Origin of the sequence: Bacillus sp. HMSC036E02, from assembly GCF_001836235.1 — a bacterium.
In the GTDB taxonomy this organism is placed as follows: domain Bacteria; phylum Bacillota; class Bacilli; order Bacillales; family Bacillaceae_G; genus Bacillus_A; species Bacillus_A cereus.
In genome coordinates this window covers 513453-531240 of the sequence record NZ_KV827816.1, presented here as the reverse complement: position 1 = coordinate 531240, position 17788 = coordinate 513453, and the positions used below count along the sequence as shown (strand labels likewise).

The window sequence follows — 17788 nt, the reverse complement described above, 5'->3', positions numbered from 1 at the left end:
AAATGATACTTGTATATGGTGGGATAGGGGATAAATATTTTATAGGGAAATCATCAGAGGAAATGAATAGCTACTACTGAATTAAAATTGTATCGTATGTTGATTTTTGTGGAACTTTACAAAACTTTTACAAACAATTAAAACCGAATTAATAGTTTAGCAGTATTCTTATATCTGTAATCCTGTTATTTCCGGTTACTTCTAGGAGGAAGAACACGTGAAATGGATGCGTACACCGATTAAGATTTTCGTATTATCAATATGGTTCCTCTGTTTTGAAATGTCTACTGCATTTGCTTTAAATGATAAGGGAGAAGTGAGAGTTGATGGATCCTCAACGGTTTTTCCTATTATAGAAGCAGTAGCGGAGGAATATACAAAGGTGCATCCAGACGTGAAAATTTCCATCAGTATTTCTGGAACTGGGGGAGGATTTAATCGTTTCAGTAAAGGAGAAGTAGATATAAATAATGCTTCGAGAGTAATGAAACAAGTCGAGAAAAATGAAATGAAGAAAAACTCTATTCAGTTCACACCTTTTGAGGTTGCTAACGACGGTCTTACGATTGTTGTGAATCGCCATAATACATGGGTAGACGATATGTCAGTAGACGAGTTACGACTACTTTGGAGTGAAGATGGAAGAGAGAAGCGATGGTCACAAATTCATTCAACATGGCCACGTGAACAAGTGAAGTTTTATGCACCAGGCGTAGACTCTGGTACGTATGATTATTTTCAAAATGTCATCTTACAAAATCATCGCATTGTAAAAAAAGTCTCTTTGTCTGAAGATGATCAAGTTATTATGCAAGGGGTAATGAATGATAAACATGCCATTGCTTTTGTAGGATATGCTTATTATATGGCTAATCGAGATAAGGTGAAAGCAATAAAAGTAAATGGTGTATTTCCGACGAAAGAGACCATTCAATCAGGTAAGTATAAGCCGTTATCTAGGCCGCTACTTGCTTATGTGAATAATGCATCTATCCGAAATAAAATGAATGTAGCAAACTATGTTGAGTTTATGATTCAGCATGTCGGTAACCTCGCTGAAGAGGTCGGGTATGTAAAATTACGAAAAGAAAAATACAATGAACAGCTGCGTATGTTAACAGAAATAAAAAGGTAATGTCAGGGTGGAAAGGGGTTTTCATCTTTGGCTCATAATGACAAAAGTCAAATTACATTTTCTGTACAACATTTGATTGAAAGAAATACAAAACAAAGAAAAAAAACGCAGCGAATCAATCGAATAGTGCCTTTATTACTAAAAATAATTGCTAGCGTTTCTATTGTGACGACACTTGGAATTGTTTTTACGCTCTCTAATGAAACAATCATGTTTTTTCAAAAAATATCATTATACTCCTTTTTGACGGAGAAAGAATGGTTACCATTTTTTGAAGACCCTAAATTCGGTATATTACCACTCATATGTGGAACGTTCCTTATAACTGCAATTGCTATGTTTGTAGCAATTCCTATCGGTTTAGCGTGTGCCGTATTTTTAAGCGAATATGCTTCAAATAGTGCACGGAAAATATTAAAGCCGATGTTAGAGCTATTAGCAGGTATCCCGACAATTGTATATGGTTTTTTTGCATTAACAATTGTTACGCCGCTTTTACAAAGGCTTATACCAGATTTGCAGTTTTTTAATGCGATTAGTCCAGGAATCGTTATCGGATTTATGATGATGCCTACAGTTGCATCTCTATCTGAAGACGCGATGAGAGCTGTGGCGAAAGGGACGAAAGAAGCTTCATTAGCACTCGGAGCGACGCGGTTTGAAATGGTAAAACAAGTGGTGTTTCCGTCCGCTTTTACAGGGATTATGGCAGCAATTATATTAGCGGCTTCTCGTGCAATTGGTGAAACGATGATTGTTGTAATTGCAGCAGGATCCACACCGAATGTATCGCTTGATCCGACACATTCTATTCAAACGTTAACAGCCTATATTGTGCAAGTAAGTTTAGGTGATGCTCCGCATGGAACGATTACGTATTACAGCATGTATGCTGTAGGTGCAACGTTATTTTTGTTTACCTTTATTATGAACATCATTTCGCAGTCTATTATGCGCCGTTTTAGGAGGATGACATAATATGCGAATGTTGAATCATAAAAAAATACAAAAAAACATGGCATCACGCTTTTTAAAAGATCGAATTTACAAATTGTTATTTTATATAGCAATTTTATTTTCAATGGTAATTTTGTTTTTGTTACTGTTTCAAATTGTTGAAAAAGGTATAAGTTATCTTTCAATAAATTTCTTTACAAATTTCGCTTCACGTAATCCGAAAGAAGCTGGTATTGCTGCAGCTTTGTCAGGGACAATATTATTTATGAGTATTGTTATACCTGTTTCTTTTATATTTGGAGTTGGAACAGCACTTTATTTAGAGCAATATGCGAAGGAATCTCTATTTAAAAAAATAATAGAGATTAATAATCAAACGTTAGCAGGAGTACCATCCGTTGTATTTGGATTGCTTGGTTTAACTATTTTTGTATATGCTCTTCATTTAGGAGAGAGTATAGTTGCAGCAGCACTGACGATGAGTCTACTCGTTTTACCAACAGTTGTTGTGGCGAGTCAAGAAGCAATTCGATCAGTACCAAGTGTATTATTAGAGGGTTCTTACGGATTAGGTGCTACGAAGTGGCAAACGATGTATCAAATTGTATTGCCATATGCTTTCCCAGGGATTATAACGGGCTGTACGTTAGCGATATCAAGAGCAATTGGAGAAGCTGCACCACTATTAGTTATTGGGGCACTTGCGTTTGCAAATTATGTTCCATTTAGTATGTTTGATAGATTTACAGTTCTACCAATTCAAATTTTTAATTGGATGAGTAGGCCACAAGAAGAATTTCAGTATGTAGCAGCAGCTGGGATGATTGTTTTGTTAGGTTTGTTGCTATTTATTAATATATTTGTTTTATGGTTACGAAATCGAAAATAAGTTGGAAGTGGATGAAAGGGGAATTCAAATGGTAGCAACAGTAGTAAATGTACAGGTGAAAAACGAAGAGAAAATCGAGACTGCGCCAAAGAAGGTAGTATTTGATACGAAAAACTTAAATTTATGGTATGGGGAAGACCATGCTTTAAAAGATATTAATTTAAGTATTCATGAGAATGAAGTTACAGCCATTATCGGTCCAAGTGGCTGTGGTAAATCAACTTACTTAAAAACATTAAATCGCATGGTAGAATTAGTACCGATTGTTCGAACTACAGGTGTAATTGAATATAGAGAACGCAATATATTTGATAAATCATATCCAGTTGAAGAATTAAGAACGCATGTAGGAATGGTGTTCCAAAAGCCAAATCCATTTCCAAAATCTATTTATGAGAATGTAGCATACGGTCCAAAAATCCATGGTATTCGTGACAAAAAGACATTAGATGAAATTGTTGAAAAAAGTTTACGTGGAGCAGCGATTTGGGATGAGTTAAAAGATCGTTTGCACGATAATGCATACGGTTTATCTGGTGGACAGCAACAGCGTCTATGCATCGCACGCTGCTTAGCTATTGAGCCAGACGTTATTTTAATGGATGAGCCAACATCGGCATTAGACCCAATTTCAACATTAAAAGTAGAAGAATTAATTCAAGAGCTAAAGAAAGATTTTAGTATTGTTATCGTAACGCATAATATGCAACAAGCAGCGCGTATTTCAGACAAAACAGCTTTCTTCTTAAGCGGGGAAGTTGTGGAGTATACAGATACAAACAAATTATTTACGACTCCTTCAGATAAGCGTACAGAAGATTATATTACAGGTCGCTTTGGTTGATATCGTTTCAAAGCTAAGAGCAAATGCCCTCTTAACAGAGGGCATTTCTTATTTTATCTTACTGTTAATAGAGAACTAATACTTCTCCTTATCTTAAGGTTTATTACAAGCGCAAGAGGCTATGTAGGAGATTTACCCCGCTATTTGCGGGCAGTAAGACCCCCACCTTAAAATTTAGCGAAAGCAAAGAAGTTAGGGAGGGGATCTTGCTGCCTATCAAATCCCGATTGATGAGGGTTGATTAAAGTTTCACTTTTATATAATGGCACATAATATTGAGGGGGAAGAAAAATGGTAAGAGAACAGTTTCAAGGTGATTTAAAAGCGTTACAGCAAAAGGTGATCGAGCTTGGAGAATTAGCAAATGCGGCTTTATTGATTGCTATGGAAGGTCTGCATACAAGGGACGTAGAGAAAGCGTTAGAGGTCATTGATGGTGATTACCGCATGGATAATTTAGAAGAGGAAATAAACGATCTTGCGCTTATGCTCATTACGAAGCAGCAACCTGTAGCAAGTGACTTAAGAAGGATTTTTATTTCAATTAAAACAGCGACAGATTTAGAGCGTATTGCAGATCATGCTGTTAATATTGCAAAGGCTACAATTCGTCTTGGGGAAAAAGAAGTGGCTGTTAGTTTGCACAACCTGGATGAAATGTTTGCGGTTGCAAATGAGATGTTGCATTTAGCGTTAGAAGCATATGAACAAGAAAATTTAACTTTTGCGAAACAAATTGCTGAAATGGATGATTCCGTTGATGAAATATATGGAAAAGCAATTCGTGAGTTTATATCTTCGGTTCCAGAACAACCAGAAGCAATTACGCAAATTACACAATTATCATTTGTCGCGAGATATATTGAGCGTGTAGCAGATCATATTACAAATATTGCTGAAAATGTCTTTTATTTAGTAAAAGGAAAGCATTATTTATTGAATGAGTAGGAATTAAAGTAGGTGATGGGAAATCACCTACTTTTTTTAGTCAAAACATGACAAAAAAAGCTCGTTGTTTCCTTTAGTTTATGATGATAAGATGTATCATAATGTAATGGGAAAATTAGTATATATGTTGGTCGTTAATAAGTATTATTTAACAATTAATAGTAAGCGCTTTCTTGTTGTTTGAAATGTACGTTTTTATAGGTGAGAAATTTAATTATATGGTCTTCTAAATGAGGATTTGTTTAACTAATCAAGTTTATGCTGCTAGTTCATGTGGGATAGGGAATATACATATGGTATATGAAGTTACTGAACATTATATAAGTGGAGGCTGAAGTATATGAAGGGGGTTATTTTAGCTGGAGGAAAAGGAAGACGCCTTAGACCATTAACATGTAATACTCCAAAGCCGATGTTACCATTATTAGAAAAACCAGTTTTAGAATATAATATTGAGTTATTACGCCAGCATGGTATTCGTGAAATTGCAATTACTGTTCAATATATGAGTACGACCATTAAGCAATATTTTGGTGACGGTAGTAAATGGGGAGTTAACTTGTATTATTTTGAAGACTCTCCTCCGCTTGGCACAGCAGGGAGTATTAAACAAGCAGAACAATTTTTAGATGAAACATTTGTTGTGATAAGCGGGGATGCATTAACTGACTTTCAATTATCAGAAGGAATTAGGTTTCATGAACAAAAGAAAAGAATGGTAACAATGTTTGTGAAAGAAGTAGAAAATCCGCTCTCATTTGGATTGGTTGTAATAAATAAAGACCAGGAGGTTACACGATATATAGAAAAGCCGGGCTGGAATGAGGTAGTATCTAATGTTGTGAATACAGGCATATATATTATGGAGCCAGAAATCTTTTCTTACATACCGCCTAGACAATTTTGTGATTTCAGTCATGATGTGTTTCCGTTATTGGCAAACAAAAATGTATTATTCGCATATTTGTCAGAAGGTTATTGGTTAGATATCGGCACATTTAATCAATATCGACAAGCACAATTTGATTTGTTAACGAAAAAGTTACAAGTACCTATTCCTTATACGGAAGTATTACCGATGGTATGGATGGGAGAAGGGGTGACGATTGGTAAAGGGACGAAAATTCATGGCCCCTCTTTTATTGGAGAAGGAGTAAAGATTGGTACAGGAGCTGTAATTGAGCCATATTCTATTATTGGGAAAAATAGTATCGTTTCAAGTTATTCTCATCTTCAAAAAAGTATTGTTTTTGCGAATGCCCACATTGGGAAGTATTGTGAACTATTAGAAACGACAATAGGAGAGCGTACAATAGTTGAAGATGATGTTACACTGTTTCAAAAAAGCGTTGTAGCGGATCACTGTCATATCGGGAGAAGTACGGTAATTAAGCAAAAAGGAAAAGTATGGCCTTATAAGGCGATTGATAGTCATTCGATAGTAGGAGCGGCTGGTATTCAAGAGAGTGAAATGAGTGCAGGGTGGTTACAAAAAAGCCGCATTGTAGGAAGAGGGAATGTTGAAATTACTCCCCAGTTTATCGTGAAGATTGCGATGGCGTATGGTTCTCTTTTTAAAAAAGGAGAAAGTATATTAATTGGAAGTCAAGAAAATATAGAAACAACCTCTTATAAAAATTTATTTTTACATGCTATTCATGGTATAGGGATTCATACGATGGAATGTAAAGAAATGAACGAGTCACTTTTTCAATATAGTGTTCATCATTTGCAATGTGCAGGTGGTGTTTTCATTCAAGTGGAGAATGAGAATGAGATTGTTATAAAGTTATACGGTCAAGCTGGCATGCCGTTAACGTATAAGCAGCAAAAAGAGATAGAACAAGTATATATGTCCGAATTGTTTTATTACGTGATGGAGAAAGAAATGGGGTGTAATAAGCTGGTTCATGTTTCTATGAATGAGTATATAGAAGTTATATTGGAGCATATTGATATCGAGAAAATACAGATGCAGAAGTTTCATCTTCTTATTAATAAGAGAAATGATACGTTGCAACATTTACTTATGCTCTTTCTGCAAAGACTTGGTTGTACAGTTACATGGATTTATGCAAGCGAACAAAAAGATCATGTGAAAGCTTTGATGAAATCAAGTAAAGCGAATATGGCTCTTATATTTTCTGAGCAAGGAAATCATTTCGAGTTATACGATAAACATAGTAATATTTACCAAGGTACAGATTTGGAAGAGGTAGATATTCCAGATTTCTTACTCGAATCGACAGGAAATATTTACCCAATGTCTTTGAAGTTAGGGGAATGTTATCTTCTATTTTATACGCAGGATGAAAGAAAGGCGTTTCAAGTAAGGTGGAAGCGAGATATTTTATATCGGATTGGAAAATTATTTGAGCTAATAGCATTGCAAGGAAAAACGTTTCTCAGCATAGTGGAGCAATCACCTCCGCTCTATTTACTTTATGATGAAGTGGTATGTTCATGGAATGAAAAAGGGGAAATTATGAGGAAATTATTGGATGATATAGAAAGGAAGGGAGAAGGTATATTTGAAGGAGTACAGTTCAAATATACTGAAAAAGAGTGGTCTTATATCGTTTCTGACACAAAACAACCAAAATTTTTGGTGTATTCACATGCTAGAAACCCAGTAATAGCAAGGGAAAACATGAAAAATCTTATAGAAAAAATTAGACAATATCAAAAGGTGTAGAATTTTTATTTTAAAAGTGGTATTATAGTATAGTCTGATTTAAGTTATTAGTACTGGAGGGAAATAAGAATGCGTGTGAATATTACTCTAGCATGTACAGAATGCGGAGATCGTAACTATATCTCAAAGAAAAATAAACGTAACAACGCTGAGCGTATCGAGCTTAAAAAGTATTGCAAGCGTGACAAGAAGTCTACGTTACACCGTGAAACAAAGTAAGCAGTAGGAATATTTTCCTACTGTTTCTTTTTTTTATTCGATTCCTATGTTAAAAGTGATACACTATCAGCATAGAGTAAAGTGTCACTGTAAGGGGGAGAGTGTGTGAAAGCAGAGAAAGTACGTTTGCGTAAACAAATAATAGAACACATGAATTCTTTATCAGAAGAACAGTATACAACTTTATCAGAACAGATTGCATTTTCGTTGTATGCGGAAAAAGAGTGGGTTGAAGCTAAAACAATTGGAATTACTCTTTCAATGGAAAATGAAGTGAATACATATCCTATTATCGAAAAAGCTTGGGAAGAAGGAAAGAAAGTTGTAGTTCCTAAGTGTAATAAAGGAACAAGAACGATGTCTTTCCGACAAATTAATAATTTTAATCAATTAGAAACGGTGTATATGAATTTACGTGAACCGATTCCCGGGCTTACGGAAGAAGTGAATATGGATGAAATTGATCTTCAAATTGTCCCAGGCGTAGCTTATACAGAACGAGGAGAGCGAATTGGGTACGGCGGTGGCTATTATGATCGTTATCTCGTGCATTATAAAGGGAAAACGCTATCATTAGCGTATGATTTTCAAATGGTAAAACACATTCCGGTAGAGCCATTTGATAAAAATATAGAAAAAATTATTACAGAAAAAGGAACAATGCTTACAAATAAGCTTGTATAGACAAATAAAAATTGACGAGACTTTTTCTTCTTGATTATAATAAAATATGTGAACGTTTTCTTATTATAATTTTTTATAGTAAGTGAGCATAGAGGGTGATGAAATGGTATCTATTTATGATATTCAGCAATTGCTAAAGAAATTTGGTACGATTATTTATACGGGAGATCGAATTGCTGATTTACAATTAATGCAAGATGAATTGCGTGAATTAAATCAATCACAGCTAATCGATCCACAAGACTATCAAACAGCTTTATTTTTATTGAAGCAAGAAATTCAAAAAGAGCTAAATAAGAATTAGATAAAGGTAGGTAAGCAACATGGAAGAGAAATGGTTAGTTGGTGTTGACCTTGGTGGTACAACGATTAAATTAGCATTTATTAATGTATACGGTGAAATTTTACATAAGTGGGAAATCCCTACGAATACAGGTGAGCAAGGAAAACATATTACACTTGATGTTGCGAAAGCAATTGATAAAAAGCTAGAAGAATTAGGCGAATTGAAGAGCAAGTTAATTGGTATTGGTATGGGAGCTCCTGGTCCTGTACATGTGGCGTCTGGAATGATTTATGAAGCGGTTAATTTAGGATGGAAAAACTATCCGCTAAAAGATTTATTAGAAGTAGAAACAGGATTACCTGTTGTTATTGATAATGATGCAAACTTAGCAGCGCTTGGTGAAATGTGGAAAGGTGCTGGTGAAGGTGCAAAAGATTTAATCTGTATGACACTTGGTACGGGCGTTGGTGGTGGTGTAATCGCCAATGGTGAGATTGTACACGGCGTGAGTGGTGCTGCTGGTGAGATTGGACATATTACAGTCGTTACAGAAAATGCTTTCCCATGTAATTGCGGGAAGTCTGGTTGCTTAGAAACAGTAGCATCTGCGACAGGTATTGTACGTGTTGCTATGCAAAAAATACAAGAGACTAATAAAGAGAGCATGTTGCGTTCTATGTTAGCTGAAGAAGGACGTATTACATCAAAAGATGTCTTTGAAGCACTTGGACAAGGTGATGAATTAGCAGGTGAAGTAGTAGAAAAAGTAGCCTCTTATTTAGGATTAGCTGTAGCGAACCTTTCTAGTACATTGAACCCAGAGAAAATTGTTATTGGTGGAGGCGTGTCTAAAGCTGGAGATGCGCTATTAGAACCAATTCAACGCTATTTCGAGCAATACGCTTTCTCACGTGCTGTAAAGAGCACGAAGTTAGCTATTGCAACACTGGGTAATGATGCAGGTGTTATCGGAGGAGCTTGGCTTGTAAAAAAGCACAAATACGAAGCGAAGATGATATAAGTTGTGAAATATGAAAAGAGGAAGGGGGAACCCTTCCTCTTTTTGTGTGAAATCTCGATGAAGAATAAAGTGTAAACGAATTAAGCTGCTGGTGGATACCCGTTATATAGAACAGTCATGATCGTAAACCATCCGAAAACGAGTACAGTTGCAATTGCAAAGCCGCTCGCGAAAAAGTTTTTTTCACGAAGTGTTCTAAGCGTAGCAAATACAGCTAACAGAGTGACAAGTGTAAAAATAATAACAAGGCCCATACAATATCCTCCTCTGTCTACCCATTTCTTATTATGAGTTTTTGGAATATTTACTCTTTTATATTGTACATGTTTTAAAAATGATTGTCGAGATAGCATCCTTTCTTTTCCTCAGAGAAAGAAATGTTGTATCATTAAAAGTAAGTTTAATAACTGGAGGAGATTTTCATATGAAATGGATACAAATGCCGTTAGGCCCATTACAAACAAATGCTTATATTTTAATGAACGATCAAAAAGAGTGCATTATCTTTGACCCTGGTCATGAAGGTGAAAAGCTCGTTACATATTTACAAGAAGAACAATTAAAACCATTAGCTGTTTTATTAACACATGCTCACTTTGATCATATCGGTGCTGTTGATGCGGTAAGAGACACTTTTCATATTCCTGTGTACGTACATAAAGAAGAAGCAGATTGGTTAGGAGATGCAACTGTAAACGGCTCTCAAATTTTTATGATGAACCGCAGTATTACAGCAAAACCAGCGGATCATATTATTGATGCAGAAGGTACATTAACAATTGGATCATTTAATTTTGAAATTTTTGAGACACCAGGACATTCTCCAGGAAGTATTTCTTATTATAGTAAAGAGGCGAATGCTGTATTCTCAGGAGATGTATTGTTCCAAATGAGCATTGGAAGAACAGATTTACCTGGTGGAAGTTTCGCTGAATTAATTGGAAGTATTGAAGAGAAATTATTTGTATTACCAGATGAAACAGCGGTTTTATGTGGACATGGTCCAGAAACAAGCATTGGCTTTGAAAAAGAAAATAATCCGTTTTTACAATAAGGAGTCATTATGGGAATGGAGCTCATTTTAAGAGAATGGATGGGGAAAGAAAAGGATTATTCAATTTCATATAGTACGTATATGAACCTTGTATTATATACAGAAGGTCATGGATATTATATGAAAGAACGTGAAAAGATTGGAAGACAAGGGGATTTTTTTACAAGTAGCAACGTATCCTCTGTGTTTGCAAAAACTTTTGCTAAACTTTTTATTCGTCTTGTTGAAAATGGTGAAGTTGCTCCGAATATTTGTGAAATTGGCGGAGGAACAGGGAAGTTTGCCTATGATGTTTTACAAGAATGGAAGCAATTATCTCCAAAAACCTTTATTGATTTAAACTATTCAATGATTGAAGTGAGCCCTTTTCATAGAAAATTACAGCAGGAGCACCTTGGCTCATTTTCTAATGTATCGTACTATACCTCCTATAGTGAAATGGGAGATTCTTTCGAGGGAATTCTTTTTTCGAATGAGTTGTTTGATGCATTTCCTGTTGAAATAATTGAGAAAAGAAATGGTATGTTGTATGAAGTACGTATTACATATACAGAGGAAGGAAACCTTTCAGAAGTATGTAGGCCGTTAGATAAAAGAATTGGTTGCTATTTATTGAAATATAATATTCATATTGCTGAAGGGCAACGTTTTGAAGTACCAATTGTGATGGAGGAGTATATAAAAGAAATTGCGAAATGGTTTCAAAAAGGTATATGTATTACAGTTGATTACGGATACACAAAAGAAGAATGGATGCATCCAGCACACCGTGAAGGAAGTTTGCGAGGGTATTATCAGCATAAGCTAATACGTAACCCACTAGCGCATCCAGGTGAAATGGATCTTACTACTCATATTCATTGGGACGAGCTAAAGGAGATGTTTAGTATGCAAGGAATGAGTGCAGTATGGCATAAGAAACAATCTGAGTTCTTGTTAGCTGCAGGGATATTAGAACAGCTTACGAGCCATCAAGATATGAATCCTTTTTCTGAAACGCAAAAACAAAATCGAGCCGTTCGTTCTATGATTTTGAATGGAGGAGTAGGGAGTGCATTTGATGTTGTTATACATACAAAAGATATGCAACATTTACATTTGGATCGATATGTAACAATATAAAAAACAAGACACAGTATATACTGTGTCTTGTTTTTTAATACGACTTATGTAGTATTATATATTTCCTCTCATGATATATATTTATATTAAAGATATGAGATGAAAAATATAGAATACGTTCTTTTTCTTCGATTATTAGTCCCTAACCTAATAATACGCGAACGAGTTGAATGATTGTTTCATTCTCTACTTTGTAATAAATTTCCAATCCTTTTCTTTCACTAGAAACGATTTTAGCGCTTTTTAATTTTGCTAAATGCTGTGAAATTGTAGATTGTGGCATGTTTAAGCCAGTATACATTGTAGAAACGTTGCTTGGACCGCGCTCGATTAATCCTTTTACGATACATAAACGAACAGGATGAGCTAGCACTTTTAATAATTCTGCATTACTTTCATATAGTTCTAATTCTTTTTGAAAGGTTTCTAACATGTTCTTTTCCACCTCCGTGTGAGCTATTATACCATACTATACATACCAAAAATTTAAAGAAAAGAAAATAGTTGTTGCAGAAAAAAAGTCCTAAAGTAAAGAAATTGTAAGAAAAGAGACCCTGATGTAAATAAAATAGGTAAATTAGCATGTTTTTGTAAAATGACATTTTTGGGTGAAAATTTCGATGCGTTTTAAAAATTGAAAGATATAGATATATTTGTAACACAATTTTATCATGATTTTCTTATTCTTTCAAATGAATATACGAAATTTTTAAAATAATATGACAAAGGAATTATAATGATATATATAGAATATAAAACAGGTTAAAAGAAAAGAAGCTGAATGTAATTCGCTTCTTTATGGTGATAATGAAATATTTGCTTACAGCTGATAAATCTTAGGATGATCAAGTCATTAGTCATTTATTCTAAAATTCATCTTTTAGCAACGTTAAAAACCTGTGATTCCATATGTTCTCATAAAAATCAATTGTCTCTTTTGCGGACATAAAAGGATTATTCAACGTAGAGGTTGTTTTCTGTACCATAAAGTTTTCGTATCCTAGTCCGTGGGCAAACTTAATCGTAGCATCCATACAGTACTCTGTTTGGGCGCCACAAAATTCAATGCAATTTACAGATAATTGATCTAAAATTTCTTTTAAGTTTGTTTTATAAAATGAATTTGCATGTGTTTTTCTTACAAAAAAATCTTGTTCTTGAACATCTAAATCGGTATGAATAGCCCAAAGTTCTTTCTCGGGTACTAAATCATCATCACAATGTTGAACAAAAAGGATTGGTTTATTTAATTTTCTGTATGAATAAATTCTTTTATTTACTTTTGTTAGTAAGTTCTGTAAATCAAATAAATGCTCCTCGCTATAACATACGCCATTTTGTAAATCGATAACGATTAAAATATCTGAACAAATATCCATTATTTTCACCCCTTTTTATTTCTTAATATATCAATTAATCCATTATTTAGAAATAGATGATATACTTTTATTTTTTTATGGACTATAAGAAAAGAAGAAATTCAAATGAATATAACTAAAACGCAGAAAAAGAAGATATGAAAACCTAATCTCATATCTTCTTTTTCTCTATGCATTTACAGGTTCTTCTACATAAGAAAGGGCATTTTCAAAATCGGATATTAAATCGTTAACATTTTCAAGACCGACTGATAACCGAAGTAATGAATTAGAGATTCCTCTTTCATCACGAGCTTCTTGCGACAGTGCTGCATGTGACATTTTTGCTGGATAAGAAAGAATTGACTCTACAGCTCCTAAACTAACTGCAAAAACAGGTAATTTTACTTTTGATAAAAATTGGCGGAGTGCATCTTCTGACTGCAAAGTAAACGATAAGACCGCTCCAGCTGATGTTGCTTGAGATTGTTGAATATCAAATCCGAGATGTGTTTGTAATCCCGGATAATAGACATTTTGTACTTTAGCGTGCTCTTGTAAATAATGTGCGATTTTATTGGCATTTTTAGCTGAATGCTCGAGGCGTACGTGCAATGTTTTTAGACCGCGAAGTACGAGAGAACAATCTTGAGGTCCTAAAATAGCACCGAATGCATTTTGTAAAAATCCAAGCTTTTGAGCGAGTTCTGCATCTTTTACTACTGCTAATCCGGCAGTAACATCACTATGACCAGCAATAAATTTTGTAGCACTATGAAGAACGACATCAGCTCCAAGTTCAAGTGGTTTTTGGAATAGTGGTGTCAAAAATGTATTATCAACAAAAGTAAGAGCGCCAATAGATTTTGCGAGTTTAGAAACCTCGCGAATATCTGTCACTTTTAAAAGTGGGTTAGAAGGTGTTTCTACATAAAAGAGCCTTGTATTTGGTTTCATGTTTTGTTTTATTTCTTCTAAATTGGTCATATCAACAAATGTATGTGAAACACCGTAACGGGAGAGTACCTCAGTTATCACTCGGTAAGTGCCTCCGTACACATCTTCTGAAATGAGTACGTGATCACCTTGTGAAAGAAGGAGGAATGCAGTGGAAATCGCTGCAATGCCTGATGCAAAGGCGAATCCTTTTGTTCCGCCTTCCAATAAAGCAATGATATCTTCAAGAGCTTCACGAGTTGGATTTCCTGACCTGCTATAGTCATATTTTCCGAACGTATCTACATCAAACTGGTGAAAAGTTGATGTGTTATAAATAGGAACGTTCACAGCGCCTGTTTGCGAGTCATGTTTATATTGGTTGTGTAGTAAGAGTGTATCTATAGAATAGCTCATATTCTTACACCTTCTTTTACGAGTTTAATGGCTTGCTTTAAGTCTTGAATTAAATCGTTACTATTTTCAATGCCAACTGAGAATCGAAGAAGACAATTGCATACGCCGTTTGCTGTTCTAATTTCTTCAGGAATATCAGCATGTGTTTGCGTTGCTGGATAAGTCATTAAACTTTCTACACCACCAAGACTTTCGGCAAATGTAATTAAGGATAAAGATTGTAAGAATGGATTAATCCAAGCTTCATCTTTAAGGCGGAATGAAATCATGCCGCCTCTTCCTGGATAAAATACATCTGTCACCCCGTCTTCATCATTTAAATACGCAACAACTGCTTTCGCATTTTCTTCATGTTGTCTCATGCGAAGCGCTAACGTTTTCATACCGCGAATTAATAACCATGAGTCAAATGGGCTTAAAACTGCACCTGATGCATTATGATAATGAGCGATTTCCTCGCAAAGTTCCTTTCCTTTTGCAACGACAAGCCCGCTTAGTACATCGTTATGTCCCCCTAAATATTTCGTTGCGCTATGAAGTACAATGTCAGCACCTTCTGTTAATGGTTGCTGTATATAAGGTGTGTAGAATGTGTTGTCTACAATAAGAAGTAGTCCGTGCCTTTTCGCTACAGTTGCGACAGCAGCAATATCAGTAACTTGCATTAATGGATTAGTTGGAGTTTCTATGAAAATAGCCTTCGTTTCAGTTGTGATAGCTTGCTCAATTTGTTTAATAGACTGTGTATTTACGTATCTACATCGAACATTCCACTTTTTTTCATGCTCAGAAAATAATCGATACGTTCCCCCGTATAAATCTTCAGATACAATAAGTTCGTCTCCAGAGCGGAATAGAGAAAGGACGAGGAGAACAGCCGCCATCCCTGAACTACAGGCATAACCTTGTTCGCCATATTCTAAGTCTGCGATCGCCTGTTCTAAAAGACAGCGAGTTGGATTACCAGTTCGTGAATAGTCAAAGCCAGTAGATTTACCAATTCCTTCGTGGCGATAAGCGGTTGAGAAATAAACTGGTGGATTAACCGTTCCAGTTGTAGTTTCACTACGATTTCCGATTTGTGCTAGTTTTGTTTCGATTGTTGACATGTGAAAATTCCTCCTTTTTAAATTGAAACATTAAGTGAATATAAAATAAAAAAAGCCTTCTAAGAAGAAGGCTTTCGGTTTGAATAGAGTCTTCTTCTCATCTGTCAAATCTTTCACAATTTGCTGGAATTAGCACCTTATTAACAAAATGTTAATGGTTGCTGAGGCGTCACAGGGCCAGTCCCTCTACCTCTCTAGATAAGAATGTTCGTATGAAATTTTTATTATGTTTTTAACTTTACAATAAAAGATAATTGAATTGCAACTTTATTTTAAATAATTTTTATTTTTCCGCAAGTGTCATTGACTTTTAATTTTGTGCATGCTAAATTTATTAAAAAATTAACAAACATTGTTAAAAGGGGAACGCATTTCCTTTTAGCTACATAAATAAAATAATAAAGACAACTCTTATTGAGAGCGGTGGAGGGAAAGGCCCTGTGAAACCCGGCAACCTTCAAACGAAATGTTTGAAACGGTGCTAATACCTGCAAAACGAATGTTTTGCATAATAAGAGGAGGAACAATTATGTCCCCCTCTTCAAAGTGAAGAGGGGGTTTTTATATTGATAGAAATGAGGGAGATTCGTGAAATTACTAGATTTATTATCAAAAGGAATTGTAATAGGTGATGGTGCGGTTGGAACGTTATTGCATTCACATGGTTTGCAAAGTAGCTTTGAAGAATTGAACGTATCTGATCCAGATCTAATTATATCCATTCATAAACAATATGTAGCTGCTGGAGCAGATGTAATTCAAACGAATACGTATGGAGCAAATGAGGCGAAATTACGTATGTATGGTTTAGAAAATCAAGTTACAAAAATTAATAGAGCGGCAGTGAAATTGGCGAAAGCATCTGTGACAGATAAAAATGCAATTTTAGGAACAATTGGTGGTATGAAACATATCGGAGCTGTTACAACGACTGATATGGAAAGGGAGTTTATGTTACTTGAACAGGCGGGGGCTTTACTAGAAGAACAGGTTGATGGATTACTATTAGAAACTTTTTATGATGAATTTGAATTACTTCATGCTGTTAAAGTGTTGCGTAAGCAAACGAATATTCCGATTGTTGCGCAATTAGCGTTACATGAAGCAGGTACGACTCAAAATGGAAATGATGTCAATGAAATATTAAAGCAGTTTATAGATTACGGTGCAAATGTTGTTGGATTGAATTGTCAACTGGGGCCGCTTCATATGACGGAAGCTTTCAAAATGATATCGATTCCGCAAAATGGCTATTTATCAGCATACCCAAATGCAGGTCTCCCGAATTATGTAGAGGGACGTTACGTATATGAGGGAAGTCCAGCTTATTTTGAAGCAATGACACCGAAATTTATTGAGCAAGGTATTCGGTTATTGGGTGGCTGTTGTGGTACGACTCCAGAACATATTCAAAGTATGAAGCGCGCTGTTGCGAATATTACCCCTGTAATCGAAAAAGAAACGATTCAAAGGCCAAAAGTCGTTCATACGCATGAGAAACGTTCGAAGGCTCACGTCACTCTAGCAGAGAAAGCAAAAAAACAAACGACAGTTGTAGTGGAATTAGATCCACCGAAAACGTTAGATACACAGCGTTTTTTTGAAGGAGCAAGAGCGTTAAAAAGAGCGGGAGCAGATGCTATTACTCTAGCAGATAATTCATTAGCATCGCCTCGTGTCTCTAATATGGCGATGGGTGCGTTATTAACGAAGCATGATATCCCAGTATTGACGCATTTAACGTGTAGAGATCATAACGTCATTGGACTACAATCTCATTTGTTAGGTTTATCGGCGTTAGGGATGGAAGAAGTGTTAGCTTTAACTGGTGATCCAGCGCGCGTTGGTGATTTTCCCGGTGCCACTTCTGTATATGATTTATCCTCTATTGAGCTTATTAAAATGATTAAAGAAATGAACGATGGACGTTCAATTTTAGGGAAATCAATTGGACCGGCGACAAGGTTTTCTGTAGGCGGCGCATTTAATCCTCACGTGAGGCACTTAAAAGCAGCGGTTAAGCGAATGGAACGAAAAATAGATGCTGGAGCGGAGTATTTTTTAACTCAGCCAATTTACGATATCAAGTTAATTGAAGAAGTGTATGAAGCGAC

18 protein-coding genes and 2 riboswitches are annotated in these 17788 nt (G+C 35.4%); of the genes, 13 read left to right on the top strand and 5 right to left on the bottom strand.

The genetic code is table 11. The annotated features are described in order from the left end of the window. Window positions 1-217: 217 nt before the first annotated feature. The 10 genes from HMPREF2590_RS07210 to glcK all read left to right on the top strand — a co-directional run bounded on the left by HMPREF2590_RS07210 (window position 218) and on the right by glcK (window position 9678). Window positions 218-1135, top strand: a complete 918-nt coding sequence (locus HMPREF2590_RS07210) for a PstS family phosphate ABC transporter substrate-binding protein (protein WP_000871817.1) — start codon at window positions 218-220, stop codon at window positions 1133-1135. A gap of 27 nt (window positions 1136-1162) precedes the next feature. Then, a complete protein-coding gene (gene pstC, locus HMPREF2590_RS07205) occupies window positions 1163-2113 on the top strand; it encodes a phosphate ABC transporter permease subunit PstC (protein ID WP_000940912.1) in 951 nt (316 codons plus the stop codon). Window position 2114: 1 nt separating this feature from the next. Further along, the gene (pstA, locus tag HMPREF2590_RS07200; protein WP_001242564.1) at window positions 2115-2981 is read left to right on the top strand and encodes a phosphate ABC transporter permease PstA; all 867 of its coding nucleotides are present in this window, start codon (window positions 2115-2117) and stop codon (window positions 2979-2981) included. Window positions 2982-3009: 28 nt separating this feature from the next. Beyond that, window positions 3010-3825, top strand: coding sequence for a phosphate ABC transporter ATP-binding protein (gene pstB / locus HMPREF2590_RS07195; RefSeq protein WP_000226681.1), 816 nt, complete (start codon window positions 3010-3012; stop codon window positions 3823-3825). 291 nt (window positions 3826-4116) lie between these two features. Continuing rightward, on the top strand, window positions 4117-4773 hold the full coding sequence (phoU, locus tag HMPREF2590_RS07190; protein ID WP_000251240.1) for a phosphate signaling complex protein PhoU: 657 nt from the start codon (window positions 4117-4119) through the stop codon (window positions 4771-4773). 340 nt (window positions 4774-5113) lie between these two features. Next, window positions 5114-7468, top strand: coding sequence for a sugar phosphate nucleotidyltransferase (locus HMPREF2590_RS07185; RefSeq protein ID WP_000679332.1), 2355 nt, complete (start codon window positions 5114-5116; stop codon window positions 7466-7468). 69 nt (window positions 7469-7537) lie between these two features. Beyond that, complete coding sequence (gene rpmG, locus HMPREF2590_RS07180) at window positions 7538-7687, top strand: 50S ribosomal protein L33 (protein ID WP_001265616.1); 150 nt, start codon at window positions 7538-7540, stop codon at window positions 7685-7687. A 105-nt stretch (window positions 7688-7792) separates the two neighbouring features. Continuing rightward, on the top strand, window positions 7793-8371 hold the full coding sequence (locus HMPREF2590_RS07175; protein WP_000642747.1) for a 5-formyltetrahydrofolate cyclo-ligase: 579 nt from the start codon (window positions 7793-7795) through the stop codon (window positions 8369-8371). A gap of 103 nt (window positions 8372-8474) precedes the next feature. Then, the gene (locus HMPREF2590_RS07170; protein WP_000253699.1) at window positions 8475-8675 is read left to right on the top strand and encodes a YqgQ family protein; all 201 of its coding nucleotides are present in this window, start codon (window positions 8475-8477) and stop codon (window positions 8673-8675) included. A gap of 19 nt (window positions 8676-8694) precedes the next feature. Continuing rightward, the gene (gene glcK / locus HMPREF2590_RS07165) at window positions 8695-9678 is read left to right on the top strand and encodes a glucokinase (RefSeq protein ID WP_000391701.1); all 984 of its coding nucleotides are present in this window, start codon (window positions 8695-8697) and stop codon (window positions 9676-9678) included. 80 nt (window positions 9679-9758) lie between these two features. On the opposite strand, the gene HMPREF2590_RS07160 is transcribed toward glcK, so the two are convergent. Further along, window positions 9759-9932, bottom strand: a complete 174-nt coding sequence (locus tag HMPREF2590_RS07160) for a DUF2759 domain-containing protein (protein WP_000524852.1) — start codon at window positions 9930-9932, stop codon at window positions 9759-9761. Window positions 9933-10102: 170 nt separating this feature from the next. On the opposite strand from HMPREF2590_RS07160, the gene HMPREF2590_RS07155 reads away from it, so the two are divergent. Both HMPREF2590_RS07155 and HMPREF2590_RS07150 read left to right on the top strand, forming a co-directional pair. Further along, complete coding sequence (locus HMPREF2590_RS07155) at window positions 10103-10732, top strand: MBL fold metallo-hydrolase (protein WP_000871233.1); 630 nt, start codon at window positions 10103-10105, stop codon at window positions 10730-10732. Window positions 10733-10741: 9 nt separating this feature from the next. Then, on the top strand, window positions 10742-11854 hold the full coding sequence (locus HMPREF2590_RS07150) for a class I SAM-dependent methyltransferase (protein ID WP_000525137.1): 1113 nt from the start codon (window positions 10742-10744) through the stop codon (window positions 11852-11854). A gap of 142 nt (window positions 11855-11996) precedes the next feature. Here the strand turns inward: HMPREF2590_RS07150 and HMPREF2590_RS07145 are convergent, their stop codons facing one another. From HMPREF2590_RS07145 to metI, 4 genes are all read right to left on the bottom strand, one after another. Next, complete coding sequence (locus tag HMPREF2590_RS07145; RefSeq protein WP_000894377.1) at window positions 11997-12287, bottom strand: ArsR/SmtB family transcription factor; 291 nt, start codon at window positions 12285-12287, stop codon at window positions 11997-11999. 433 nt (window positions 12288-12720) lie between these two features. Then, window positions 12721-13233: a cysteine hydrolase family protein gene (locus HMPREF2590_RS07140; protein ID WP_000350341.1), complete on the bottom strand. Its 513-nt coding sequence runs from the start codon at window positions 13231-13233 to the stop codon at window positions 12721-12723. Window positions 13234-13401: 168 nt separating this feature from the next. Continuing rightward, entirely contained in the window at window positions 13402-14565 is a 1164-nt protein-coding gene (gene metC, locus HMPREF2590_RS07135) for a cystathionine beta-lyase (protein ID WP_000122304.1), read from the bottom strand. Beyond that, the gene (metI, locus tag HMPREF2590_RS07130; protein WP_000103872.1) at window positions 14562-15674 is read right to left on the bottom strand and encodes a cystathionine gamma-synthase/O-acetylhomoserine thiolyase; all 1113 of its coding nucleotides are present in this window, start codon (window positions 15672-15674) and stop codon (window positions 14562-14564) included. Before metI ends, metC begins: the two co-directional genes overlap by 4 nt. A 94-nt stretch (window positions 15675-15768) precedes the next feature. Further along, window positions 15769-15879, bottom strand: a riboswitch (SAM riboswitch). Between the two features lie 203 nt (window positions 15880-16082). Continuing rightward, a riboswitch (SAM riboswitch) is annotated at window positions 16083-16192 on the top strand. A gap of 70 nt (window positions 16193-16262) precedes the next feature. Here metI and HMPREF2590_RS07125 point away from each other — a divergent pair. Further along, the coding region (locus HMPREF2590_RS07125; protein ID WP_070861381.1) for a bifunctional homocysteine S-methyltransferase/methylenetetrahydrofolate reductase at window positions 16263-17788 on the top strand (1526 nt) is incomplete at its 3' end.

Excerpts from the sequence above, each read along its gene's own strand:
- HMPREF2590_RS07150 (WP_000525137.1), top strand. The coding sequence starts at position 10,742 with ATGGGAATGGAGCTCATTTTAAGAGAATGGATGGGGAAAGAAAAGGAT.
- glcK (WP_000391701.1), top strand. The coding sequence starts at position 8,695 with ATGGAAGAGAAATGGTTAGTTGGTGTTGACCTTGGTGGTACAACGATT.
- HMPREF2590_RS07145 (WP_000894377.1), bottom strand. The coding sequence starts at position 12,287 with ATGTTAGAAACCTTTCAAAAAGAATTAGAACTATATGAAAGTAATGCA.
- HMPREF2590_RS07185 (WP_000679332.1), top strand. The coding sequence starts at position 5,114 with ATGAAGGGGGTTATTTTAGCTGGAGGAAAAGGAAGACGCCTTAGACCA.
- metC (WP_000122304.1), bottom strand. The coding sequence starts at position 14,565 with ATGAGCTATTCTATAGATACACTCTTACTACACAACCAATATAAACAT.
- pstA (WP_001242564.1), top strand. The coding sequence starts at position 2,115 with ATGCGAATGTTGAATCATAAAAAAATACAAAAAAACATGGCATCACGC.
- HMPREF2590_RS07160 (WP_000524852.1), bottom strand. The coding sequence starts at position 9,932 with ATGGGCCTTGTTATTATTTTTACACTTGTCACTCTGTTAGCTGTATTT.
- HMPREF2590_RS07155 (WP_000871233.1), top strand. The coding sequence starts at position 10,103 with ATGAAATGGATACAAATGCCGTTAGGCCCATTACAAACAAATGCTTAT.
- metI (WP_000103872.1), bottom strand. The coding sequence starts at position 15,674 with ATGTCAACAATCGAAACAAAACTAGCACAAATCGGAAATCGTAGTGAA.
- phoU (WP_000251240.1), top strand. The coding sequence starts at position 4,117 with ATGGTAAGAGAACAGTTTCAAGGTGATTTAAAAGCGTTACAGCAAAAG.
- HMPREF2590_RS07140 (WP_000350341.1), bottom strand. The coding sequence starts at position 13,233 with ATGGATATTTGTTCAGATATTTTAATCGTTATCGATTTACAAAATGGC.
- HMPREF2590_RS07170 (WP_000253699.1), top strand. The coding sequence starts at position 8,475 with ATGGTATCTATTTATGATATTCAGCAATTGCTAAAGAAATTTGGTACG.
- pstB (WP_000226681.1), top strand. The coding sequence starts at position 3,010 with ATGGTAGCAACAGTAGTAAATGTACAGGTGAAAAACGAAGAGAAAATC.
- rpmG (WP_001265616.1), top strand. The coding sequence starts at position 7,538 with ATGCGTGTGAATATTACTCTAGCATGTACAGAATGCGGAGATCGTAAC.